The organism is Streptomyces sp. DG2A-72 (assembly GCF_030499575.1).
Lineage (GTDB): Bacteria > Actinomycetota > Actinomycetes > Streptomycetales > Streptomycetaceae > Streptomyces.
In genome coordinates this window covers 9,391,475-9,414,703 of record NZ_JASTLC010000001.1, presented here as the reverse complement: position 1 = coordinate 9,414,703, position 23,229 = coordinate 9,391,475, and the positions used below count along the sequence as shown (strand labels likewise).

Sequence of the window (23,229 nt, the reverse complement as noted above, 5' to 3'; positions counted from 1 at the left end):
CGAAACTGATTGCGGTAAGCGCAACATCAGTCTGAGGTCGCCCCTGAACCCTTGTCAAGGCATTCAAGGGCCTGGAGACGCGTCAGTGATGGTTGCTTGTTGCGCAACTGTGTGCGCGATAAAGAACAGTCTCAGGGACTGCCGGACGGTCAGAAGCCCCGGTCGATCCACTCCTGGAGGTGCGGGGCCTCGGCTGCGACGGTGGTCGTCTCCCCGTGCCCGGTGTATACGACCGTGTCGCCCGGCAGGCCGAGCAGCCGGTCCCGGATCGAGTCGATGATGGTGGGGAAATGGCTGTACGACCGCCCCGTCGCCCCCGGCCCGCCCGCGAAGAGCGTGTCGCCGCTGAAGAGGGCCGTCAGGGCAGGGGCGTACAGACAGACCGCGCCTGGCGCGTGGCCGGGGGTGTGCAGCACGGTCAGTTCTACGCCCGCCACCGTGAGGACCTGGCCGTCGGTGAGTTCGCCGTCGGGGGTCCGGTCGGGGTGGGTCTGTTTCCACAGCGGCAGGTCGTCCGCATGGAGCAGGATCGGGGCTCCGGTGCGCGCCGCGAGTTCGGGGGCGGCGTCGATGTGGTCGTTGTGGGCGTGGGTGCACACGACGGCTTTGAGGCGCCGGTCGCCCACCGCCTCGGCGATGGCGTCGGCATCATGGGCGGCGTCGACGACGATCACCTCGGTGTCGTCGCCGATGAGCCACACGTTGTTGTCGACGTCCCACGTGCCGCCGTCCAGCGAGAACGTGCCCGAGGTGACGAGGCGCTCTGTACGGGCGGCCATCAGAAGACCACCACCGAGCGCAGGACGTCGCCGCCGTGCATCCGCTCGAAGGCCTTCTCGACCTCGTCCAGGGCGATGGTCTCGGTGACGAAGGCGTCCAGGTCGAGGCGGCCCTGGAGATAGAGGTCGATGAGCATCGGGAAGTCACGGGAGGGCAGGCAGTCGCCGTACCAGGAGGACTTCAGCGACCCGCCCCGGCCGAAGACGTCCAGCAGGGGCAGTTCGAGCTTCATCTCCGGAGTGGGGACACCGACGAGGACGACCGTGCCGGCGAGATCGCGGGCGTAGAAGGCCTGCCGGTACGTCTCCGGCCGGCCGACCGCCTCGATGACGACATCGGCACCGAAGCCGCCGGTCAGCTCGCGGACCGCCTCGACGGCGTCGGCCTCCTTGGAGTTGACGGTGTGGGTCGCCCCCAGCTTCTTGGCGATGGCCAGCTTCCGGTCGTCGATGTCGACGGCGATGATCTTCGCCGCGCCCGCCAGGTCCGCCCCGACGACCGCCGCGTCCCCTACTCCGCCACAGCCGATGACCGCCACGGTGTCGCCCCGGCCGACATTGCCGGTGTTGATGGCCGCGCCGATGCCCGCCATCACCCCGCAGCCGAGCAGTCCGGCGGCAGCCGCGGACGCGGCCCGGTCGACCTTGGTGCACTGCCCGGCCGCGACCAGCGTCTTCTCCGCGAACGCGCCGATGCCCAGCGCCGGAGACAGTTCGGTGCCGTCGAGCAAGGTCATCTTCTGCTTGGCGTTGTGCGTGCTGAAGCAGTACCAGGGGCGTCCGCGCAGACAGGCCCGGCACTGCCCGCACACGGCCCGCCAGTTCAGGATGACGAAGTCACCGGGCGCGACGTCGGTGACCCCCTCCCCCACCGACTCCACGACGCCCGCGGCCTCATGGCCCAGCAGGAAGGGGAAGTCGTCGTTGATGCCGCCCTCGCGATAGTGCAGATCGGTGTGACAGACCCCGCAGGCCTCGATCTTCACCAGCGCCTCCCCCGGACCCGGGTCGGGCACGATGATCGTCTCCAGGCTGACGGGGGCGCCCTTGCCCCGCGCGACGACAGCACGGACCTGATGCGTCATGGTCACTCCTCGGCTGATACGAGACCTGAGTCGAATGTTGCTCATTGCGGCACGCATCTCGCGTGCCGCAACACAGCATCGGGGAGGGGAACCTGGGGGGTCAAGGCTCCGCGACGCGGAGGGACGGACGAAGCCGTCGGCGCACTGCGGCCGGCCGGCCGGTGATAGCGTTGCCCGGAATTTACGGGGACCCGATGGGACGACGCCGGCTGGAATCTTCATCGCCGTGGTCGAGCACGGCGGATTCACAGCCGCGGCCATTGCGCTCCATGTAGCGCAGCCCTCGCTTTCCCATGCGATCCGCATCCTGGAGCGCGAATTCGGCGGAAAACTCTTTCACCGCCTCCCGCACGGTGTCGCACTCACCGCGGCGGGCGAAGCGCTCGTCCAGCCGGCCCGGCAGGTGCTGCGCGATCCGACCACGGCCGGTTCCCTGGTCCGTGACGTCCTCGGGCTCAGCGGCGGGCGGGCTCGACATCGTCTCCCAGACGACCCTTTCGGTCGATCCGCTCGCCGGGATGCTGGGGCGTTGCCATCGCGCGCATCCGAAGGTCTCCGTGCGTGTGGTCGACCCGGAGCAGGGCCCTGCCGTGGCGCACATGGTCGCCGCCGGTCAGTGCGAGCTGGGTCTGGTGGACGCCTCGGTACCCACGACGGACCTGCGCGGGATGGACCTGCCCGAGCAGGAGATGCACATCGTGCTGCCCCCGGACCACCCGCATCCGCCGGGCGACACCATCACCTCGCGCGAACTGGCCGCGCTGGACCTGATCGTGACACCGGACACCGAGACCCGGGCGGCGGTGGACGACGTATGCACCGCGCTGGGCCTCACCCCGCGGATCGTGGTCGAGACCGCGCACCGCGCGATGATCGTTCCGCTGATCCTCTCGGGCGTCGGCGCCTCACTCCTGCCCGGTTCCATGGCCCGGGACGCCGCGCTGCGCGGGGCCCGGACGCTGTCCAACCGGCCACGGCTGGTGCGCCACGGCCGACTGGTCTGGCGGTCGGGCCCGCCGAGGACTGAACCCCACTGCCGGTATAGAAGTTGTCTACGGCCCCCATTCAAAACCGGTTCAGGGGTATTCAAGTCGGCTGGTTGACCGCTGTCCGCAGTGACTGTCACTTTTGCTCCACGAAAGTCGGCGAGATTCCCGGACCGGCCCTCAAACCAGCTTTATTGCGCCGACAATTCGGCCGCGCGAAGAACGTGCGACATTTACCCGCCGGGCATCGCATCGGAGAAATACATGACTGAGTTCGACGCCGGACGGCACGTACTCCCGCGGCCTGACACCCGCCAACCACCCACCACCGCGATGGACGTCCACGACCAGAAGTCCCCCTTCACGCCGATCGGCCCGGTCGACCTCGACGAACTGCTCATCAACCGGGAGGAGATCAACCAGCGGCTCCAGCGGATCATCGACGACGTCACCAATCCCTGGGGCGTCGCCCGTCAGGCCGAGGCGGAACGCGACCGGCGCGCCAAGGTCATCCATGCCAAGGACGAGTACGAGGCCGCCGAGACACTGGCGGACGCCGCGGACCGCCTCGAAGGCCATCCCGCCGCCCTTCACCTGCGGATCCTTTCCACCGATGGAGATCTTCCGCCTCATAGACATGCTCCGTCAGCCGCAGGTCCCAACCGGCGCAGACAAGCCGGGCACGGAAAGGCCAGGTACCGAAAAGAACTAGCGCCGTCGAACCGGCCGACACGCTTCGGCGCGGCCCCTACAAGGCTTCGAGGTGGTCGGCATGAGCCCCGGGAGGGACGAGGAACACGTCCTCGCACAGCTTGAACGACGCCTTGCCCAGGACGATCCCGCCCTGGCCGCGACCATGGACGCGCTCAACGAGCAGTTCTCCGACAAGCCCGAAGCGCAGTCCGCCGACGGCCATGAGGAAGAGGAGAAGGAGAGGAAGAGGGGGAAGCAGCACAACCGGTGGCTGACGGCCGTCACCGTGTTCGCCGTCATCGCCTTCCTGGGCCTCTTCCTCATCGCCGTGCTCAACAGCGATCCGCGTCAGGCGGACAAGGACCCCGGACCTCCGAAGGGTCTCGCTCCAGGAGTGTCCGTACACACCCGGCGCCGCCGCCCGCCCACCCACCGAGTCGTAGGGGCGGTCCACCATGGGTCCCTGAAGTGACCGGTCACCCGGTAAGAATGAGCTTCTCAGGAAGTCTCAGTGGCCAGGCGGTTGTTGACGACGGTTTTGAGCCGGTGACGTTGTTCCTCGTCCGCGAGTGCGATCAGTCTGCTCTCGACATGCGGAGGCAGGTCTTTGATGCCGAGTTCGACGCCGGACTCGTGCGAGTGATCGATGAAGGTCAGCAGCGCCTTCGCCCCGGACATGTCCATGTAATCCACGTCCTTCAGGCTCAGCGACAGGGCCGGCCGATCGTCGCGCAGCGTGGTGAAGACATGGTCGACGGAGAGGAACGACAGCGGCCCGTCGACGCGGTAGGTGTCGGCGCCGTCGTGGACGACCGCGGCTTTCCGCCGACGCGACTTCAGGACGTGAACGACCAGCGCCAGGGCGACTCCCACGGCGACCGCCACGGTCAGGTCGACGACGACAGTGATGATCATCGTCGCGAGCATCACCACGACGTCACCCCTCGGAGAGACATGCGCCTTGCGCAGGCCCTCCCAGTCGAACATCCCGAACGCGGTCACCATCAGGATCCCTGACAGCACGGCGAGGGGGATGTACTGCACCACGCTCCCAAGGCCGACCACAAGAGCGAGGAGAATGGCGCTGTGCGTGGCCGCCGACAGCGCGGTGCGGCCGCCGCTTCTGACGTTGACGACGGACCTGACGGTCGCGCCGGCGCTGGCCAGGCCCCCGAACAGGCCGCTGGCGGCGTTGCCGAGTCCCTGGCCGATCAGTTCCTTGTTGCTGCGATGCCGGTTGCCGGTGATGTTGTCCATGACGACTGAGGTCAGCAGAGAGTCGATCGAGCCCAGCAGGGCGATGCTGAGCGCGGGCAGGACGAGGGTGAGGATCAACGACCCGCTGATCTCGGGGACGGTGACTGAGGGTATCGATTCCGGGATCTTGCCTATGTAGTCGATCGCCGTGTTGAGCGGGACCGGTCCGACGTGTACGTCTTGCAAGAGCGAGTCCATGAACCGCAGGGCCACGGTCATGAGCACGAGCGCGATCAGACTCGCCGGAATCGACTTGATCACTCGTGCGGACGCGAGCATGAGCACGATCGTGCCGGTCACCACCAGGAAACTGCTCTGCACCTGGTCCAGTTCGCCGAGGATGATGATCAGCGCGATCCCGCCCATGAAACCCGACACCACGGGGTGGGGGATGTAGCGGATCAGTGATCCGAGCCTGCACAGCCCGAACAGGATCTGGAACGCGCCGGCCATGATGAACGCGAGGAACGCACCCTCAAGTCCATGAGCGGCGATGACTCCGGTGGCGACGACGGTGATGGGGCCTGTGGGGCCAGTCACCTGGCCGGGCGTACCACCGAACACTGCGGCGAAGAACCCGGCGAAGATTGCGCCGTACAGCCCGACGAGCGCACCCTCGGAGGTGCCGGTCGCGGTGATGCCGAAGGCGATGGCCAGCGGCAGTGCCACTATCGCCACGGTCAGGCCGGAAAGGATCTCTTTGGCGACGCGCTGAAACATCGGCCCCATTTCGGTCGACAGCATGATCATCTCGGCCCACGGCGGACCGAGCTGCCGACCAGGCTTCCCGGCACTCCTCGGGTAAAGATGCCGTATAGAACGCGTCAAGACAAGACCAAAGATCGCCATTTGGGCTCTGCTGACGTGCCATCGGGCTTTACCCACCACGCGCTCCGGCTCGCGCGAGGAGGCGGTGGGCTCGGGCAGACCGACGCATTGCACGGATGCCGCGCGAAACTCGATCCCGGGTTGGATTTCATGCCACGGCTCCCAGCCCGCGGTCGCAGCTCGCCGCCTGGCCCACCGGCGGCTGACACCGGCCGACGTGCCCCGGCCCAGGTCTCTCACTCCTGCTGCGGAACCACCACCACGGGACACTCGGAGTGGTGCAGCACCGTGTGTCCCACCAGGCCGAGCTGCGGTCCGAGGTGGCCGCGACGCCGACGAGCCCCGATGACCAGGAGATCACCCGCCGACGACCGGACCACCAGCGCATGACGTGTGGAGCCCTCGACAAGAGCGCGGTGCACGATCACGCCCGGATTCTCCTCGGCGACGCCCGTCCAATGCCTCGTCGAGCAGAACTGAGGCATGCGCCTCCTCGGCATGGGCGGGCTCCCCGGTCAGCAGCGGATGCGGCGCGGTCCGGTGCGGCGGGCGCCGCCAGGCCCGTACGGCCTCGATCTCGCACCCGCGCACCGCGCTCCCGGAAGGCGTACGGGACCGCTGCCGGGGCCGTGGCACCGCTTCCGACACCCAGGACGATACGGTCGTGGGCGGCTTGTCTGTTCTCCGCCCGGCCGCGTACGACAACGACCGGACGGGGAGACCGGGCCGCCAGGGAGAGACTGACCGAGCCCAGCAGGAGTTCCCTGATCGGGCCCCTGCCTCGTACCCCGGTCACAACGGCACCGGCACGGCCGGCCTCGTGCAGCAGCGTCGGCGCACGCCGCCGAGCACGCTGCGCGGCCAGCGCCACCACGCTCTCGGCGAGGTCATGCTCGGTCACCACGTCTACCGAGACGGCCTCGGGTGCGCCCGCGAAGGCCGCACCCTCGTACCGTTCCCACAGTGAGGCGTGCACGATCCGCAACGAAAGCCCGTGGCGGACCGCCTCGTCCACGGCCCAGTCGACGGCGTGGAGGCTGGGCTCCGAGCCATCGACACCCACAGCCAAAGGCTGCACCATGGTTCACCACCGCCTTCAGCGCGCCGGGATGCCCTCCTGTTCTCTCTCCGCCCGTCCGGCGCCGCGCAGGCCGCGGGATCACAGGTAGGCCAGATGGCATGAGTGCGCCAGCCGGGGAGGACTCGGTCACCATGCCGCGAGACACCGCCGAGCCGCAAAGCTGGGCCAGCACGCCGCGGGCACAGGTCTGCGGAAGCCGCGTCGTACAAGCCTGGACAGACCCTCGCAGTCCAGGAGTCCAGGACGCTCATGTCGCCCACGTGGCACCCGGCGCGTTGGCCGTGCGCCACGCAGAATCGCTCGCTACAGCATCGACAGCCGGTCCGATCCGGCCGACGCTGGATGAGAGCTTTCGGCGTAGGCAAACATGCCCCCGCGCCCCCGCATGCGCCGTAGCGCCCATGTACTACAGCAGTGTCAGAAAGAGCACGGTCCCCACCAGGAAGACAGCCCACCAGACCATCAGGTGGGTCGACCACGGAGTCGTCAGCTTTGCCTCCGGTCGCAGCGGGCGGGTGGTCGCGCTCCACAAGGTGCCGCTGCGGTCGCGTAGCGGCGGGCCCAGGCTGCGGCGCAGGTGGGAGACGGCGCGGGAGAGTACGTGCCAGGTGTGCGGCAGCACACGCCGGTAGACCACGTCCGCGTCGACGTTGACGGAACGGAGTTCCGGTGGGTAAAGGCCGGTGCGGACCAGCAGCGTGAAGGCCATCGAGGCGAGCAGGAGCAGTTGCAGCTGGTTGATCACGTGTGGGGTGGTGTAGGGCACGTAGTCCACCGGGTGCGGGAGGAGCTCGTACAGAAGGTTCGGCGCCACCCCGATGCCTACGCAGATCAGCGCGGCCAGCGTCATGGCCACGCGCATGTTGAGCGGGGCCTCGGCCACTCGGTGGCCCCGGTCCTGGGCGAAGAAGGCGAAGTACGGGATCTTGATGCCGGCGTGGTGGAACACGCCGGCCGAGGCGAAGAGGAGGAGCAGCCAGACCACGGTCAGGTGTTCCTGTCCGACCGCCTCCATGATCATCGACTTGGTGACGAACGCGGAGAACAGCGGGAACGCGGAGATGGACGCCGCACCGACCATGCACAGGGCCGCCGTCTGGGGCATGGACTTGTACAGGCCGCCGAGTTCGGAGCCCTTGGTGGTGCCCGTACGCAGAAGCACCGCGCCCATGGCCATGAACAGCAGGCTCTTGAACACCATGTCCGCCACGGCGTGCGCGCTCGCGCCGTTGATCCCGAGAGCGCCGCCGACGCCGACACCCGCGACCATGAACCCCAGCTGGTTGATCATGCTGTAGGCAAGCACCCGGCGCAGGTCGTTCTCGATCACGGCGTAGAAGATCGGGAAGACCGTCATGGCGGCGCCGACCCAGATCAGCAGGTCGGTGCCCGGGAAGCCGCGTGCCAGTACGTAGACCGCGAGTTTGGTGGTGAACGGCGACAGTGCCACCGCGCCGACGACCGTGGCCTCCGGGTAGGTGTCGGTCAGCCAGGCGTGCAGCAGCGGGAAGGCGCACTTGATGCCTACCGCGAGCAGGATCAGGGCGTCTCCGGGGCCGTTCAGCCCGAGGTAGCCGAACTCGATGCCCTCGCCGGCCTGGACCCGTAGCGCGATTCCGGCCAGCATCAGCAGCCCGGAGATCAGCTGCGCGACCAGGTAGCGCATCCCCGCGCGGTAGCTGCGTTCGGTGCGGCCTGCCCAGATCAGGAAGACCGACGACAGGCCGGCGAGTTCCCAGAACACGAACAGGGTCACCAGGTCACCGGCGAGTGCTCCGCCGATCGCGGTGCCGGCGTAGAGCGGGATGAGCGCCTGCTGCAGCGGGTCCCCCAGGTGCAGGGCGTAGATCGAGATCAGCAGGGCGGCGGCCAGGAAGCCGGTGGCGAACAGGCGGGACAGGGCGTCGATCCGTACCGGGGTCAGCTCCAGGCCGAAGACAGCGAAGTCGGCGCCGGGGCCCTCAGGCAGCAGCCACAGCATGACCAGGCCCGCCACCGGGAGCAGCAGCATCAGGACGCTGCGCAGCCGGCCGCGCAGCAACGGCACACCGGCCGCGCCGAGCATCAGCAGCAGAGCAGGGCTAGTCATCGGGGCCCCGTTCCGGCGCCTCGTGACGGTCGGGGTCCGGCGGCTCGTAGTAGTCCTCGTCGCGTCGCAGCAGCCGCCTGAGCCCCTTGGCGGTGAGGACCAGGGTCACACTGGCCACGAAGCCGAAGACGGCGTAGAACCCGGGCCATCGTTCGACGGAGAAGTAGGGGTGCTTGCTGTAGAAGAGGTCGGCCAACAGCGCCAGCGCGCAGAGCGCGGCCAGGCCGTACACGATGCGGGTCACGTTGCGCGGCTCGTCCAGCCAGTGGCGGTCGTCGGGCTCGCGGTCGCCGTCGGCCCGGCGGCGGTCGTCGCTCATGGCACCTCCAGCGTCCTGGCCAGCGGTTCGAGCACGGCGTCCGCGCCGAAGAACAGCGCGACGCAGCCGAGCGCGGTCAGGGTGAGCGGCCCGGTCATCACGGGCGGGGCCTCGCCGTGCGCCGGCAAGTCCGCCGACGGTCGCAGGAACGCGCGCACCGCGATCGGCATCAGATACGCCACGGCGAGCAGCGAGCCGACGAGCAGCACCACGAGCGGCACGACCTGGTCCGCCTCGGCCGTGCCGAGGAGCATCAGCCACTTGCTCCAGGTTCCGCCCGTCGGAGGCAGGCCGATGATCGAGACCGAGGCCGTCAGAAACGCCGCGAACGTCCACGGCATCGCGCGGCCGAGCCCGTCGAGCTCGCTGACGCGGGTCTTCCCGGCCGTGACGGCGATCGCGCCCGCGCACAGGAACAGGGTGATCTTGCCGACCGCGTGGGTGACCATGTGCAGGGCGCCTCCCGCGGTGGCGATCTCGTGGGCCAGCGTCGCGGCCAGCACGATGTAGGCGAGCTGGCTGACGGTCGAGTAGGCCAGTCGGCGCTTGAGGTCGTCCGACCGTATCGCCACGATCGCGGCGGCGATCAGCGTGAACGCGGCCACCCACGTCATCGGCTCCGCGGCACCCGTGTCGCGCAGGGTGTCCAGGCCGAACACGTACAGGGTGACCTTGAGGACCGTGAAGGCCCCGGCCTTGACCACGGCCACCGCGTGCAGCAGCGCCGACACCGGGACGGGGGCCACCATCGCGGCGGGCAGCCAGCGGTGCACGGGCATCAGCGCCGCCTTGCCGATGCCGAACAGGTAGAGCGCGAAGAGCAGGGTGAGCACCCCCGAACCGGCCTCACCGGCCAGGATGCCCCCGGCCCGGAAGTCGGTGCTGCCGGCCAGGACCCACGTCCAGACGATCGCGGGCAGCAACAGTCCGACGGAGGTGACCAGCAGCACCACCACGTACGTGCGTGCCGCGCGCCGGGCCTGTGCGCCGCCGTGGTGTGCCACCAGGGGCCAGGTCGCCAGGGTCATGAGTTCGTAGCCGATGAGCAGGGTGACCAGGTTGGCGGACAGCGCGATCCACATCGCACAGGCGATCGTCAGCGCGAAGAAGGCGAAGAACCTGTCCAGGGCGGGCTCCCCCGCCGCGCGCAGGTAACCGGCGGCGTAGACCGTGGTCACCGGCCAGAGCACGGCGGCGACCGAGGCGAACAGCAGGCCCAGCGGTTCGAGCGCGAACTCCAGTGACAGACCGGGCAGCCACGTCCACAGCTCGAACCGCAGCCCGTCGTCGGCCACGGCCCACAGGGCGAGGACCACGCCCGCCAGCGCGAGGCCGAAGGCCACCGAAGCGGCATCACGTGCGATCGGCCGGTGCCGCAGGAGCAGTACGGCACCGCAGGCCAGCAGGGGAATGGCCACCACGGCCGGAAGGGCGGCGGCTTGGTCGGGGGAGGTCCAGGCGGTGGCCAGCTCAGCCACCCCCGTTTCCGAGCAGCGCCTCGGCCGCGGCGTCGGCAAGGTGGGCCGGCAGGGACGCGTCGATCCCGAAGTAGACCGACAGCAGGACGAGGAACCAGATGGCCGCGACCATCGACGCCGGCGGGCGCGGCGGTTCGGCCCCGTCGGGCGGTTCGCGGAACCAGGCGACCTCGACGACGCGACCGACGTAGACCAGGGCGAGCAGCGAGCCGGCCAGCATGGCCACGGCCACGGGCCACTGGTCCCGCTCGACCAGCGCCGTCACCAGCGCCCACTTGCTGACGAAGCCCGCGGTCGGTGGAACTCCGACCAGGCCGAGACCGGCCACCACGAAAGCGGCGAACGTCCAGGGCATCCGGCGGCCGATTCCGGCCAGCGCCGAAAGCCGGACCGAGCCGAGCCGCAGCAACAGCAGCCCGGCGATCGCGAACAGCGCGGCCTTGGTCACCGCGTGCATGATCATGTGCAGATACGCGGCGGAAACACCGACGGCGGTGGCCAGGCTGACTCCGGCCACGATGTAGCCGACCTGCGCGACGCTGGACCAGGCCAGCACATACCTCAGGTCGTCCTGGAAGCACGCGGCGGCGGAGCCCGCCAGAATTCCCAGACAGGCCAGGAGCAGGCCGATCCGGTCGACGGGCATCGACCCGAACACCAGCGACGCGCCGAAGACGGTGAACGCGAACCGGCAGAACACGTAGACCGCGACTTTGGTTCCCGTAGCGGCGACGAACGTGCTCACGACGGACGGCGCCTCGGCATAGGCCGCCGGCAGCCAGGCATGCAGCGGGAAGACGGCCATCTTGACCGCGAGACCGACGAAGACGAAGACCACGGCGGCCTGCAGCGCGCGGTTGTCGTGACCGCCCGTGAGCCGCTGTGCCAGGTCGGCCATGTTCAGGGTGCCGGTGACCGCGTAGGCCAGGCCGATTCCGATCAGCATGAACGTCGCCCCGATGGTGCCGATCACCAGGTAGCGGAAACCGGCCAGCAGGGCCTGTCGACGACGCCCCATGGCGATCATCGTGTACGTCGACAGCGAGCTGATCTCGAGGAAGACGAACGCGTTGAACACATCCCCGGTGATCGCCAAGCCCAGCAGCCCGGCCAGGGCGAGGCACAGGCACGCGTACAGCAGCGTTGCGCGCCTGGCGTCGAGTTCCGCCGCGACACTGCGACGGCCGTAGACCGCGACGACCACGGCGGTCAGCGACACCAGCAGCAGCACGGGGGTGTTGAAGCCGTTGACCACGAACTCGATGCCGTACGGCGCCTGCCAGTCACCCATCGCGTACCGGAGCGCCCCGGTCTCCTCCACGCGCTCGGCCAGCCAGACGGCACAGGTCAGCGAGGCCAGGGCGGCGGCGAGGAACAGCAGCCACGCCACGAGCCGGGAGCGCAGCAGCACGCACAGCGGCGCGCAGAGCAGGGGGGCCGCCACCTGAAGCACTGGCAGCTGACCCGTCATGTTCCGCCGCCGTCGCGCTCGGCTGCGCGCTCACGGTCGTGCTCGGCGACGCGGTCGGCGCTGTCGCGTTCGAGTACCTCGTCCTCCTCGACGGTGCCGTACGCCTCGAAGATGCGCACGGCCAGGGCCAGGCCCACGGCGAGGGTGGCGACGCCGACCACGATGGCGGTGAGGATCAGTACCTGCGGCAGGGGGTGGGAGTAGGTCTCGACATCGTCCGAGATGATCGGCGCACTTCCCCCGTCCCTCTTGCCGAGGCCGATGTAGAAGAGGAAGACCCCGACCTGGAAGAGGCTGAGGCCGATCAGTTTCTTCAGCAGGTTGCCGTGGCTGATGACGACGTAGAGCCCGATCAGCATCAGGGCGAAGAACGTCCAGTAGACGTAGTGGGACGCGATCATCGCGACACCACCCCCCGGCCCGCGATGCCGAAGAAGATCGTCGTCATGACCGACGCGACGGTGATGCCGATGGCCGTCTCGACCACCAGGATCCCGAGATGCTGCCCCGTGTCGGGGTGGCTCGCGAGGACGTCGTAGTCCAGGAAGGAACCGCCGAGCAGCATGGTGGTCACGCCGAGCCCGATGTAGAGGAGCAGGCCGAGCGAGACCAGGAACCACAGGGCGCCACGCGGCACCACGCGCTGCGCGCGGTCCAGTCCGAACACCAGGCCGTAGAGCACGAAGCCGGATGCGAAGATCACGCCGGCCTGGAAGCCGCCGCCGGGGCCGTAGTCACCGTGGAAGAGCACATACAGCGCGAACAGCAGGATGAACGGCATGAGCGCGCCGCTGACGACCCGGATGACGCGGTAGTCGGCGAGGTGGAAGTCCGCTGTCGGCCTGGTCTGCTCCGGGCGTGCCAGCGGGCCGAGCAGCGACAGTACGGCGAGGCCCGCGGTGAAGACGACGACCAGCTCGCCGAGTGTGTCGAGCCCTCGGTAACTGGCCAGTACCGCGGTGACGGTGTTGGGGATGCCGACGTCCTCCTGGGACCGGTGCAGGTACTCGTGGGTGACGGGGTGGCGCTGCACGGGGCTGTCGGCGCTGCCGAACTCGGGCAGGTCGAGGCTGGCGTAGCCGAGCGTGCCGCCGACCAGCAGCACGGCGATGGCGCCGGGCAGGCGCCGTCGGCGTGGTGTGACGGACTCCGAGGAGCGGGTCAGCGCGAGCACGCCCAGGAGCAGCACCGTGCTGATGCCGACGCCAACCGCGGCTTCGGTGAACGCCACGTCCACGGCGTCGAGGAGGACGAAGAGGCACGCGGTGGCCAGACTGAACAACGCCGCCAGCATCGTGGCCTCGTAGAGCGCGCGCAGCCGCGTGATGGTCACCGCGGTCGCCGTGAGAATGGCGAGCAGCGATACGTTGATCAGGGTGAACGTCGTGGTCACTGGCGCGGGTCGCCCTCCCGCCACATGGGCACGCCGTCCCGTCGCGCGGCGTGCGCGAGGATGTGCGTCGCGGTCGGACTGGTCAGCGTCAGGAAGAGCAGAATGATCAGCAGGCGGACCGCGGTGTCCCAAGCGTCCACCCGCAGCATGAGGCCCAGCAGGATCAGCCCGGCACCGGCGGAGTCGGTGATGCCGGCGGCGTGGATACGGGTGTAGAAGTCCGGGAAGCGCAGCATGCCCACCGCGCCGGTGAGCACGGCCAGGGCACCGGCGACCAGCAGCACGCCACTCAGCACATCGAGGACACTCACCCTCGTTCGCCCCCCTCCGTTTCGCTCAGCAGTTCCTGGTAGTGAGTCAGGCGGAGCACGGCGACGGTGGCGACGAAGTTGACCAGGGCGTAGAGGATCCCGATGTCGAGGAACGCGGGCCGGCCGAAGAGGAAGCCGGCCACAGCGACGAACAACACCGTCTTGGTACCGAACGTGTTGATCGCGAGGATGCGGTTGTACAGGCCGGGGCCCATGAACGCACGCAGCAGCGTGAGCACCATGGTGACCAGCAGCGCCGCCATGACGGCGAAGATCATCGTCGCGCCTCCGTCTGCCGCACCCGCCTCAGCATGAGTCCCTCGCGGAGCTCCTCGACGTCAGCCGCTTCCAGGCTGTGCACCTCGATGTGGTCCGCCTCGACGTCCAGCGACAGCGTGCCCGGGGTCAGCGTGATCGAGTTCGCGTAGACCACCTGCGACAGCTCCGGCAGGTGCGGCGCCGGAGTCGGCTCCACCACGGGCCGCAGGGCCGGTCGCGGCGACCAGACCTTCCGCGCCACCGCGAACGTCGAGACAAGCACTTTCCCGCTCAGCCACAGGAAGTACCGCGGCAGGCGCAGGGCGAAGGCTACCGTCACGCTCTGGTGATCGAGGTCGGCCCGCCGCGTCAGCCAGCAGACCACGGCGACCGAGAGCGCGCCGAGCACCGACAGCAGCGGCTCGAAGTGCCCGGAGAGCAGCAGCCAGAACACGACGGCAAACGGAGCAGTCCGAAGGAAGCGCAGGGTGCTCTTGTACCGGGGGCGCTGCTGAGCGCTCGCGGCACCGACGGAGTCGCGGTCGAGCAGGCTCACACGGCTCCCTCAAGGTCGCGCCGACCGGTCGGCCACGTGCCGAGGACGATGATCTGCCGGGTGGGCCCGGCCCGCACCCGCCGGACGCCGACAGACGGCAGGGAATACCCCGCAGGAGGCGGGAGATCGAGAACCGCAGGTGTGCTCCGGCCGATGAAGCCGCCTGCGAGCTCTCGCAACGGCGACCCTTCGGGGTGCACATCCCTGGTCATCAGGAAGCCCCCTCGGCCGCGGTGGCGAGCAGCCCGAGCAGACGGTTGGCGGTGACGATCCCCAGGATCCCGCCGCCTTCCCGCTCGACCAGGGCGAACGGGCACTGTCGCCGTACCATCGACTCGGCGATCTCGACGGCCGTCGCCCGCGGCCCGACCGTCGGTATCCGCGACGGACCCCAGGTGAGGACGTCACGGACGCGGGTGCCGGCCATCGCCGTTGCTATCCGGTCGGCATGCCCCTCGTCGATGACGCGGGTGAGGCCGGGATCGTCCAGGAAATAGTGGGGAATCACCGCCCGGAGCAGGTCGACCGACGACATGCAGCCGATCAGTTCACCCCGTCCGTCGGCGACGACGAGTCCGGGCAGACCGTGCCGGGAGATCATCTGTACGGTGGACAGGATGTCGTCGTCCGGGAGCGCGGTCGGCAACGTCTCGATGACATCGGCGGCATGCATGAGTGTCTCCCGTCATCGAAACATCGGCGCGGGCAACTCGATTACCTCGATTATCTGGTATTTCGTGAACATGGCCAACGTCCGACGTGGTCAATCAGTGGCCCACATTCTTTGCCGACGACCGGCAAGAAGGGCTTCGCCACGCCGCAAGCACCGATCTCCTGCCGGACAGCCGGTAGTGGTTGGGCGCGAGAGAGAGCAAGCTGTCTGGTGTGCCACCGCATGAGAAGAGGATCAAGCTCGTCATGACCGGGGGAACGACGTCGGACTCCGCCGGTGTGGAGCCGCCGGACGTGGCCGACCTCGCCGGACGGGCGAGCGAGGAGGCGCGCGGCGTACCGGCGGATCTCCTGGAGGGATACCTGCCTGTGCTCGCGAAGGTCAGCACGGGTGGACGGCTCTGCCCGGACGAGATCCGCCGTCGGCGGGCCATCGGCGTCCGCGCGGCCGAGCAGAACGTGCCCGTGCGGGGTGTCGTCGACCTTTATCTGAGTGCGACGTGGCTCGCCTGGCCCTCATTGCCCGGTGTGCGGGAGGCCGCGGGCGCGGATGCGCTGCGCCGGATCGGCGAGGCCGTCTTCCGCGCTGCCGACGCGACGATCACGGCGGTGGCGGAAGGCTATGAAGAGGCCCAGCGCTGGTCGCTGCGCCAGGAAGAGTCGTTCCGGCGCGAGTTCGTCGACGACCTGCTCGACGGGCGCAACGTGGAGACCCTGGTGGGACGCGCGGAGCGGTACGGCCTGCGGCTCGCCGGCAGCTATGTGGTGATCGTGGCGGCGGGCCCGCAGCCGTTCGTCGACGGCGGCCCGATGACCCGGCAGGTGGAGTCCATGGTCGGCCTTGGCCCAGCGAGCAGGGACGTGCTCGTGACGACCAGGGACGGTCTGTTGGTGTGCATCGTGCCCGACGTGCGCGGCACCGTGGAGGAGTTCGTCACGCGTGTCATGGAGAGCCTCAAGCCCGACGGCGCCTGGCGGGTCGGCATCGGACGCCCGCAGCGCGGGCCCGGCGGCGCCGTCCGCTCCTTCGAGCAGGCCCGGCAGGCACTGCACATCGGCCAACGCCTGCAACTTCCCGGTCACGTGCACCGGGCCTCCGACCTTCTCGTCTACCAAGTGCTGATCCGGGACCGGAGCGCGCTCGCCGACCTCGTCGAGGTCGTCCTCGAACCGATACGGAAGGCACGCACCGGACCTGCCACGCTGCTGCACACCCTGGCGGCGTACTACGCGGCGGACAGAGTGGCGACCGCAGCAGCCCGCGAACTGCACGTCGGGGTGCGGACCGTGACCTACCGCCTCGATCGGGTCGAGGAACTGACCGGATACTCGGTCCACGACCCACAGCAGAGCTTCACACTGCAGGTCGCTGTCCTCGGCGCACAGCTGCTCGGCTGGCCCGAGGGATCCTGACTTCTCCCGGGCCGACGGTGGACAGGGTGCTCTGTTCGCCGGGGCCCCTTGCCAGGGGCGTCCGAGCCCGCGCCCATGGCATCGGGGCAGACCTCGACCGCTCGCGCCCGCATGTACCCTCCCTGAAGGGCGCGCGCCACCGGTGTCGACGGGGCTCATCAGGTCCAACGCTCGCGCTTCGGCCTCCCCAAGAATCACCCCTAGGGCGTCCTCGAGCGCCCTGTTCTTCCGGTCTCGCCGACGCCCTGGCCGACCGGACCGGCCATGGCCAAGCGCGACGACAACACGCGCGGAGCGCTCTGCGTTCGTCGCGGGAACTCCTGCCTGACACCAACCGCGCACGCGAAACCGCCGACCACCACGTCCACTCCGCCCTCGCACAGCGAATAGGCCGATCGGCTCTGCCTGACCTCGTATCCTCGCCGCACCGCCTCGGCAGCCAGCGCCTGCAGCAAGAGCGACCGGCGGCGAAGCACAGCGGGAACGGAGAGCTGTCCGTCATCGTCCTTGAGCGCGGCCCCAGCCGGATGAAGAGAACTCTGCCGCGTGCTCACCGGCACCACCGATGCATCAGCCTCCGGCCGCCGACTCCGCACGTTGGGATGCGGACCTTCAGCAAGAAACATCTCCAGCCCGCGTGCGCCGATCCGGGCCTTCTCGATGCGTTTGCCCTGCGGTTCCAGGCTGTGCCGCTTGGCGAAATCGACCGCACGCCGCAATTCCGCAACCTCGTCGTCATGGAGGTCGGTGAAACAGACGCGCCCCTCGGCAACAAGGCGCTCGACCAAATCCACTGCCTTCGCCCGTCGAGCTCGCGCGGTGGGCCGCTCACTGTATGGCGTCGGACCGCGCTTTCGAGCGGTCACTTCGCGTCGTGCTCCGTCCTTCGTGGACGCCAAGGGTCAGGCTGACACTAACTGAACGTTTCCCAAGGGCGGTCATCGCGGAGAACCGGCTGATCCGGCCGGTCGGCGCTCAGCAAATCCGAGCGTGCAGCGCCGGGGCCGCCTGCACTCTTGAGCAGGCCGAGGCCTGCACGCCGCCGACACGGCCTACGACTGCCGGGGCCTAGTGAAGAGGGTTGCGCGGCGGGCACGTTGGAGTCCGGATCGCCCGCGCGGTCATCGAGTCCGGTCAACGACCGGTCCGCCGCAGGAGGGTGATCGAGCAGACCATGTCCTGACTGTCCGGCTGTCGTCGGCTGCACCCTCGCTACGAGCACCATCCCGCAACTACCTGGCGTCCTCGGACTTGCCCCGGCGAGGATGGGCACTACGAGTGACGCGACGCGGTCAAAAGCGGCCGGCCCGCCACACGGTCCGGCCGGCACCAGGCGGTTGCCGATGTCGAGCCACTGCCCTCGCTCGCCGCCACTGTGTGTGAGGAAGGACCGCAGCCGGGACCGAGCAAGGAAGTCACTCCACGTGAGGCCAGGAACCCAGTCGGAGTCATACGGATCGACCAGGACGATCACAGCGCTGAAGCGGCCCACACCGATCGCGGTCGGCATCTGTCGCCCACTCTCCGGGCGGTGCTCGCACGGCATCTGACGAGCCGACTTGGGGATCAGTCCGTGGTCGGACTCCGGACCGGTCGGTGTCTTGTCTTCAGCCGCGTGACGACAGACACCAGGCTCGACGGCATACGCCTCGCCGGATCGGTAGAGTCGACTTACCGACCCCGCCACTTCGAGCAGTCCGGCCAACAGACCCTCCGGCGACGACATCATGGCGGCGGCCGGCCCCACGGCAGACGCCTCACCCCTACGGCGCGGCGGGCCGGACAGCAACACGCAATGGCCTGGCAGGGATAGGTGCCAGCGATCACGACGGTCGCGACCAGCAGCCAACCCTCGATCATCAGCACCTCCGGGTGGCTTTGCCGGGCAACCGACCAGACGGACGCGAGGCGTTGAGGATGCCAGCACCTGACACGGCGCCGACGAGCACCGATTCCGGCGCTACCCGGTGGAGCGAACGGCGCGAGCAGGCCGGGAGCGCGCCAGCCTGCGAAGGCCCCGTCCGGGCGATCCCGTGCTGTCATCCCCACTCCTCCATGCGGTGTGTAGACACCCGAAAAGGCCGAAGAACGGGGCCGTTTTGGACAACCCGCTGGCAACGCCTTCAGGGCCTGGTCACAGGCGGTAGCCGCTTTGGAGGAGGTCCTCGCCGAACAGCCCGACGGCGCAGACGCAGGGGCACAGGGCCGCGGACAGGGATCGTAATCCCCTGCCTCCTGGGCGAGTCCACGCGTTCATGGGGACCATGGGCGACGGCGACAGATGTGGCCGGGAAGGCTCGGCCCTCCGGAGCCCGGGAGGGAGACGTCGCTGCCCGTCACAACAATTACTGGGAGCTGACCCGGCCCGGATTAGGCCCTCATGCACTGTTTTGTGGATGGAGAATCCTATAAACCTGGGAATTCACTGAGCATTCGGCGCGCACATTCGTATCTGAGGACGTGCTTCCCCCATGCCGGAAGTTCTGCCGGCTCCGGAGATGTCCTTGAGAGGCCTGATGAGACGCAACACGCGAAAGAGATCGAAGACTGCCCGCCGGGCGGTAGGCGCGGCGGCCGCACTGGCCATAGGGGCCGGTGGACTGGTGGCGGTCAACATCTACGCCTCGGCCGGCGAAACCAGCGCGCCGAAGGGCACTGCCCAGAACCAGGTACTCGCGGCTGGAACCTCCACCATTGACTGCCCCGACGTCGGCCAGCAGTTGACATCAGTGCCCGCCAAGGCGAAGGCCCAGGTCGACAAGGAACTGGCACTCCTCGACAAGCAGATATCCGAGGCATACCAGCGCCTTTCCACCTCCCAGAAGGCGATTGCGCAGGACCCCAACTTCGCCCAGAACGCGATCGTGGGTCCGCTGAAGGACAAGCGGAAGGCGACGATCGACCGGATCGCCATCGCCATCGGCCGTGTGGCAGCCAAGCCGCAGGGCCTTGACGCTTTGGCGGCCTGCACGCTGCGCGCCACCGGTAACCAGCCCACCGCCGGTCAGGGCGGCAACAACAACCAGGGTGGCAACAACACCAATGCCGGAGGGACCGGCAACGGCCCCGTCGCCGCCGACTTCGTGGACATCACCAAGGTGAAGTCCAGTGTGCGCACACCGGCCAAGTCGGCCAAGGCTTCAAAGGGTGTCTTCGTCAGCAAGTGCGGGGTGAACGCCAACAAGCTGTACAACAGCGACAACGTCATCGTCGCGCCCGGTGTCACCAACGGCGCGCACCACGTACACGATTACGTCGGCAACCAGGACAACGACGCCTTCTCGAGCGACCAGGACTTCGCCAAGGCCAGGACCAGCTGCCAGAACAAGGGCGACAAGTCGTCCTACTACTGGCCGGTGCTGCGCCTGCAGGACGGCACCAAGGAGTTCGACGCCGACAAGCAGGGCGGCGGCGCCGAGGGCAACGCGGGCCGGATTCTGACGGCCAAGAAGGCCACCTTGAACTTCGTGGGCAACCCTCGCGGCAAGGTGGTGATGATGCCCAAGTTCCTGCGCATCATCACCGGTGACGCCAAGGCGTTCGTCAACGGCACGGCCAACGCCAACGCCTCCTGGAGCTGCACCGGCTTCGAGAACAAGGTGCAGTTGAAGGACAAGTACCCCCTCTGCCCGTCAGGCAGCGACGTCGTGCGCACCTTCAGGTTCCAGAGCTGCTGGGACGGCACGAACATCGACAGCGCCAACCACCGTACGCACGTGGCCTTCGCTGACGCGGGCGGCAACTGCCCAACCGGCTTCAAGGCCATTCCCCAGTTGGTGCAGCGTCTGGTGTACGACGTGGACGCGCCCAGCGTCAAGGACAACGGCAAGACCCGTCCGTTCTTCTCGCTGGACAGCTTCCCCGAACAGCAGCACAAGCCGGTCACCGACCACGGTGACTTCATCAACGTCTTCGACGCCAAGCTGATGAACAAGGCGGTCCAGTGCATCAACACCGGACGTAAGTGCAGCTGAGTCCGAGTACCGAGCGGTGGGCGTCGTGCTGACGACGCCCACCGCCATGAACTGAATGATGGCGGGACCGCCACGTCCGAGGCGTCAAGCGGGCAGCGCACCCCGGATCCGCTGGAACCCCACCCAGGCATCCGCATTCCTGCGGCACAACCACACCAGAATCCTTCACCCCACGGGGCCGCACCCATGAACGCCCGTCCGGCCGGCCCGAGGACGGTTGGATGCAGTGCGCGAGACGGCAGCCTGGTCAGCGAGGGGAAGCGTGACCGACACCAGCGACACCCGACCCGCCGACAGCGGGTGCAAGCTCCGCGGCAGAGCCGACTGCACCGCCTGATGCGCTACATCCCCCTGATCGCCCCGTCCTGATGTGGGCCGTGCCCTGCTGGGTGCTGGCGCCGTGAGCGTCGCGGAGCCGGCGACCCGCCGGGCGGTCACCCCGTGTGAAGGCAGGCCGGGCAGGACTGCCTGGGCAGACCTGCCCCTGACGTGAGTTGGGCCTGCGCATAGACAGGACGACGCCGTCACGGTGGCGGACCTGAAGCGTCGCTTCGGCGAATTGACGGCTGACGATACGGTTGTGGGGGCACAAGGGAAGCCGCGTCCCTGAGTTCCCGTCACACACGCACGTTCTGCCCACCAGGCGGCCAACCCGCCCCGGGTACTCGCAGCGACTGCAGCTGGCAGAGGTCGTCATCACCTGCGCCTCGCAACGGACCGGGCCGACCACGGATACGGCGCGCACAAGTCGTGGCCGACAGCCGACAAGGGCCACTCGATCGGCTCCTTCCGCGCCCAATTCTGCAGACGCGGTTTCAAAACCGACGTTCGGCCTCTCGGTACGGGCGGGGCTGCCCGTACCAAGAGGCCGAACCTCACGGCCCCCACCACATGGAGAGGCCACGGCTGACGAGTTCGCGTACAAGGCCTGAGACCACCCACCCTCCTGCCGTCTTCAGCACTTCGTGCCGCCAAGCCCGGTCACGCCACTTCGCCGTGAAACCTGGATCCGCGCATGGTTCAGCGGGTTGGCTTCTCGTTGAACACCAGGTCTCCGCAGCTCAGACCTGGTGAAATGGGTGTTCAACAAGAGTTCTGACTGAACGGGGGATTGATGGACGACCAGTCCGCAGCCGAACGCTTCGCGGCGGAGCTGCGGCAGCTACGAACGAACGCCGGAACCCCTACGTTCGCCCAGATCGCGGGGTGGGGGACCCAGCAGCGTCCCCCGGTCACCCTCGGCAAGAGCAAGCTCAGCCTGTGATTCAGCGGCAAGAGCGTGCCCGAGGACGGCCGCGCCTTCGCCGTCCTCGTAGAACTGCTGGAAGCCAGGGCGCGTCAGAGATCCGGCACATCACGGCGGGGCCTGGCCGCTTGGCGAGCGATGCGGAGAGCCGCGGACCAAGAACATCACCGCGAGACCGTGGAGCGCCCCCATCGTACGACCGTGAAGGGCCCCACCACTGCCTTCGGACCTATGCCGGGCACCCACTCGGTACGCCCTCCGTATGGTGAGCTGCCTGTCCGTCTGCATGGCCGGGACAGCCTGCTGACCGATCTGGAACGGGCGCTGGTCGAGGGACACGAGCAGGTGGATGCGGAAAGACAACAGCGGCACTGCGGCTTGCCCGGCACGCTCGGGACCTCGGACATCAGGTGTTCTGGGTCTCGGCGACGACAAACGAACGGTTGCTGACAGGCATGTCTCAGATCGCCCGTGAACTGGGAGTGGCCGACGACGACCTCAACCGCGCATGTGAGGGGCGGTCGAGCGCGCTGGATCTCGTGTGGCGTTGCCTGGACCGTGCGGACGAGCGCCGGCTGCTTGTCGTTGACGCCGTGGACGACCTCTCGGTCGTCGCTTCGGAGCACGGGTGGCCGGGAGCCGGTACGGGGTGGATCCGGCCGAGTCGGTCAGGTCTCACGGTGGTGACGAGTCGCGTCGGCAACCCTCTGTTGTGGGGAACGGAAGCCGTGTGCCGAACGGTGGACATGCTGTCCGCCGAAGACGGGGCAAAGATCCTCACTGACCTGGCGGGAAATGCCGGACCGGTCGAGGACGCCCGTACACTCGCCGCAAAGCTGGGTGGGCTGCCCCTTGCATTGCACCTGGCAGGCGCGTATCTGGCAAAGGTGCGAAGGGGCCTGGGATTCGCTAGCGGCGCCATTGGCGTCCGACCCATTGGAGACTTCGCGGGGTATACGGCGGAACTCGCAATCGAGGACGCGTGGGCCGTCGTCGGCCATGATGACGTTGCCCGGTTTCATCCCGGTGTACGAGCCCGCAGGCGTGGACGGCTTGGAGCGCCTCGGCCAGCGCTGCCCCGAGAGACCTCAACTGCTCTTCATGATGGGCCCTTGACGCTTGATCAGCTCGGCGAGCATGGGCCCGGGGATGTACGCGATGGTCAGCCAGGGCGCCTCCGCGTCGGGATCGGTGTCCACGACCGGAGCCGTGTGGAAACCGCCGACTCTGCGGGCGGCCTCGACCTCTGCGCGGAACCGTCACGGAAGTGCAGGTCGGCCGCCAGCTCGGGGCGGCCACCTTGACCGCGACGGCCCGACCGCCCCGTGACCGGGCGGGCT

General features: G+C 68.5%; 20 protein-coding genes and 4 pseudogenes. 8 read left to right on the top strand and 16 right to left on the bottom strand.

Going from position 1 to position 23,229, the window contains the following annotated elements; all coding sequences use genetic code 11:
• Positions 1–149 precede the first annotated feature (149 nt).
• Complete coding sequence (locus QQY66_RS44505; protein WP_301986155.1) at positions 150–779, bottom strand: MBL fold metallo-hydrolase; 630 nt, start codon at positions 777–779, stop codon at positions 150–152.
• On the bottom strand, positions 779–1,864 hold the full coding sequence (locus QQY66_RS44500; RefSeq protein ID WP_301986154.1) for an S-(hydroxymethyl)mycothiol dehydrogenase: 1,086 nt from the start codon (positions 1,862–1,864) through the stop codon (positions 779–781). The genes QQY66_RS44505 and QQY66_RS44500 overlap by 1 nt, the downstream gene beginning before the upstream one ends.
• Between QQY66_RS44500 and QQY66_RS50685 the strand changes: the two are divergent.
• A pseudogene (locus tag QQY66_RS50685) lies at positions 1,863–2,183 on the top strand (LysR family transcriptional regulator); the annotation flags it as partial. The gene QQY66_RS44500 and the pseudogene QQY66_RS50685 sit on opposite strands and share 2 nt — an antisense overlap.
• Entirely contained in the window at positions 2,158–2,967 is an 810-nt protein-coding gene (locus QQY66_RS44490; RefSeq protein ID WP_367667045.1) for a LysR family transcriptional regulator substrate-binding protein, read from the top strand. The pseudogene QQY66_RS50685 and the gene QQY66_RS44490, both read left to right, overlap by 26 nt.
• 63 nt (positions 2,968–3,030) lie before the next feature.
• Here the strand turns inward: QQY66_RS44490 and QQY66_RS44485 are convergent, their stop codons facing one another.
• On the bottom strand, positions 3,031–3,483 hold the full coding sequence (locus QQY66_RS44485) for a hypothetical protein (protein ID WP_301986150.1): 453 nt from the start codon (positions 3,481–3,483) through the stop codon (positions 3,031–3,033).
• Between the two features lie 139 nt (positions 3,484–3,622).
• On the opposite strand from QQY66_RS44485, the gene QQY66_RS44480 reads away from it, so the two are divergent.
• Positions 3,623–4,015 (top strand): DUF3040 domain-containing protein, encoded by a 393-nt coding sequence (locus tag QQY66_RS44480; protein WP_301986149.1) that lies wholly within the window; start codon positions 3,623–3,625, stop codon positions 4,013–4,015.
• A 26-nt stretch (positions 4,016–4,041) separates the two neighbouring features.
• On the opposite strand, the gene QQY66_RS44475 is transcribed toward QQY66_RS44480, so the two are convergent.
• The 12 genes and pseudogenes from QQY66_RS44475 to QQY66_RS44420 form a co-directional block, all read right to left on the bottom strand.
• Positions 4,042–5,544: a SulP family inorganic anion transporter gene (locus tag QQY66_RS44475; RefSeq protein WP_301986148.1), complete on the bottom strand. Its 1,503-nt coding sequence runs from the start codon at positions 5,542–5,544 to the stop codon at positions 4,042–4,044.
• Positions 5,545–5,864: 320 nt separating this feature from the next.
• Positions 5,865–6,709, bottom strand: a pseudogene (locus tag QQY66_RS44470) (universal stress protein).
• Positions 6,710–7,115: 406 nt separating this feature from the next.
• Positions 7,116–8,798 carry a Na(+)/H(+) antiporter subunit D gene (locus QQY66_RS44465; protein ID WP_301986146.1) on the bottom strand — a complete coding sequence of 561 codons (1,683 nt, stop codon included), beginning with the start codon at positions 8,796–8,798 and terminating at the stop codon, positions 7,116–7,118.
• Positions 8,791–9,117: a hypothetical protein gene (locus QQY66_RS44460; RefSeq protein ID WP_301986145.1), complete on the bottom strand. Its 327-nt coding sequence runs from the start codon at positions 9,115–9,117 to the stop codon at positions 8,791–8,793. The genes QQY66_RS44465 and QQY66_RS44460 overlap by 8 nt, the downstream gene beginning before the upstream one ends.
• Positions 9,114–10,595: a proton-conducting transporter membrane subunit gene (locus QQY66_RS44455; RefSeq protein ID WP_301986144.1), complete on the bottom strand. Its 1,482-nt coding sequence runs from the start codon at positions 10,593–10,595 to the stop codon at positions 9,114–9,116. Before QQY66_RS44455 ends, QQY66_RS44460 begins: the two co-directional genes overlap by 4 nt.
• Positions 10,588–12,066 (bottom strand): monovalent cation/H+ antiporter subunit D family protein, encoded by a 1,479-nt coding sequence (locus tag QQY66_RS44450; RefSeq protein WP_301986143.1) that lies wholly within the window; start codon positions 12,064–12,066, stop codon positions 10,588–10,590. The genes QQY66_RS44455 and QQY66_RS44450 overlap by 8 nt, the downstream gene beginning before the upstream one ends.
• Positions 12,063–12,467 carry a cation:proton antiporter subunit C gene (locus tag QQY66_RS44445; protein WP_301986142.1) on the bottom strand — a complete coding sequence of 135 codons (405 nt, stop codon included), beginning with the start codon at positions 12,465–12,467 and terminating at the stop codon, positions 12,063–12,065. Before QQY66_RS44445 ends, QQY66_RS44450 begins: the two co-directional genes overlap by 4 nt.
• Positions 12,464–13,459 carry a DUF4040 domain-containing protein gene (locus tag QQY66_RS44440; RefSeq protein ID WP_301986141.1) on the bottom strand — a complete coding sequence of 332 codons (996 nt, stop codon included), beginning with the start codon at positions 13,457–13,459 and terminating at the stop codon, positions 12,464–12,466. Before QQY66_RS44440 ends, QQY66_RS44445 begins: the two co-directional genes overlap by 4 nt.
• Positions 13,456–13,770: a monovalent cation/H(+) antiporter subunit G gene (gene mnhG, locus QQY66_RS44435; RefSeq protein WP_301986140.1), complete on the bottom strand. Its 315-nt coding sequence runs from the start codon at positions 13,768–13,770 to the stop codon at positions 13,456–13,458. The genes QQY66_RS44440 and mnhG overlap by 4 nt, the downstream gene beginning before the upstream one ends.
• The gene (locus QQY66_RS44430) at positions 13,767–14,048 is read right to left on the bottom strand and encodes a monovalent cation/H+ antiporter complex subunit F (protein WP_301986139.1); all 282 of its coding nucleotides are present in this window, start codon (positions 14,046–14,048) and stop codon (positions 13,767–13,769) included. The genes mnhG and QQY66_RS44430 overlap by 4 nt, the downstream gene beginning before the upstream one ends.
• Positions 14,045–14,584 (bottom strand): Na+/H+ antiporter subunit E, encoded by a 540-nt coding sequence (locus QQY66_RS44425; protein WP_301986138.1) that lies wholly within the window; start codon positions 14,582–14,584, stop codon positions 14,045–14,047. Before QQY66_RS44425 ends, QQY66_RS44430 begins: the two co-directional genes overlap by 4 nt.
• 211 nt (positions 14,585–14,795) lie before the next feature.
• Positions 14,796–15,257: a CBS domain-containing protein gene (locus QQY66_RS44420; protein WP_301986137.1), complete on the bottom strand. Its 462-nt coding sequence runs from the start codon at positions 15,255–15,257 to the stop codon at positions 14,796–14,798.
• A gap of 245 nt (positions 15,258–15,502) precedes the next feature.
• On the opposite strand from QQY66_RS44420, the gene QQY66_RS44415 reads away from it, so the two are divergent.
• Positions 15,503–16,669, top strand: a complete 1,167-nt coding sequence (locus tag QQY66_RS44415) for a CdaR family transcriptional regulator (protein WP_301986136.1) — start codon at positions 15,503–15,505, stop codon at positions 16,667–16,669.
• Positions 16,670–16,869: 200 nt separating this feature from the next.
• On the opposite strand, the gene QQY66_RS44410 is transcribed toward QQY66_RS44415, so the two are convergent.
• Positions 16,870–17,463, bottom strand: a complete 594-nt coding sequence (locus QQY66_RS44410) for a hypothetical protein (protein ID WP_301986135.1) — start codon at positions 17,461–17,463, stop codon at positions 16,870–16,872.
• A 1,722-nt stretch (positions 17,464–19,185) separates the two neighbouring features.
• Between QQY66_RS44410 and QQY66_RS44405 the strand changes: the two genes are divergently transcribed.
• The 4 genes and pseudogenes from QQY66_RS44405 to QQY66_RS50680 form a co-directional block, all read left to right on the top strand.
• Positions 19,186–20,643, top strand: coding sequence for a DUF1996 domain-containing protein (locus QQY66_RS44405; protein ID WP_301986133.1), 1,458 nt, complete (start codon positions 19,186–19,188; stop codon positions 20,641–20,643).
• 262 nt (positions 20,644–20,905) lie between these two features.
• Positions 20,906–21,038, top strand: a pseudogene (locus QQY66_RS44400) (metallophosphoesterase); the annotation flags it as partial.
• Positions 21,039–21,757: 719 nt separating this feature from the next.
• The gene (locus QQY66_RS44395) at positions 21,758–21,907 is read left to right on the top strand and encodes a hypothetical protein (protein WP_301986132.1); all 150 of its coding nucleotides are present in this window, start codon (positions 21,758–21,760) and stop codon (positions 21,905–21,907) included.
• Positions 21,908–22,245: 338 nt separating this feature from the next.
• Positions 22,246–22,761 (top strand): annotated as a pseudogene (locus tag QQY66_RS50680) (ATP/GTP-binding protein); the annotation flags it as partial.
• Positions 22,762–23,229 lie beyond the last annotated feature (468 nt).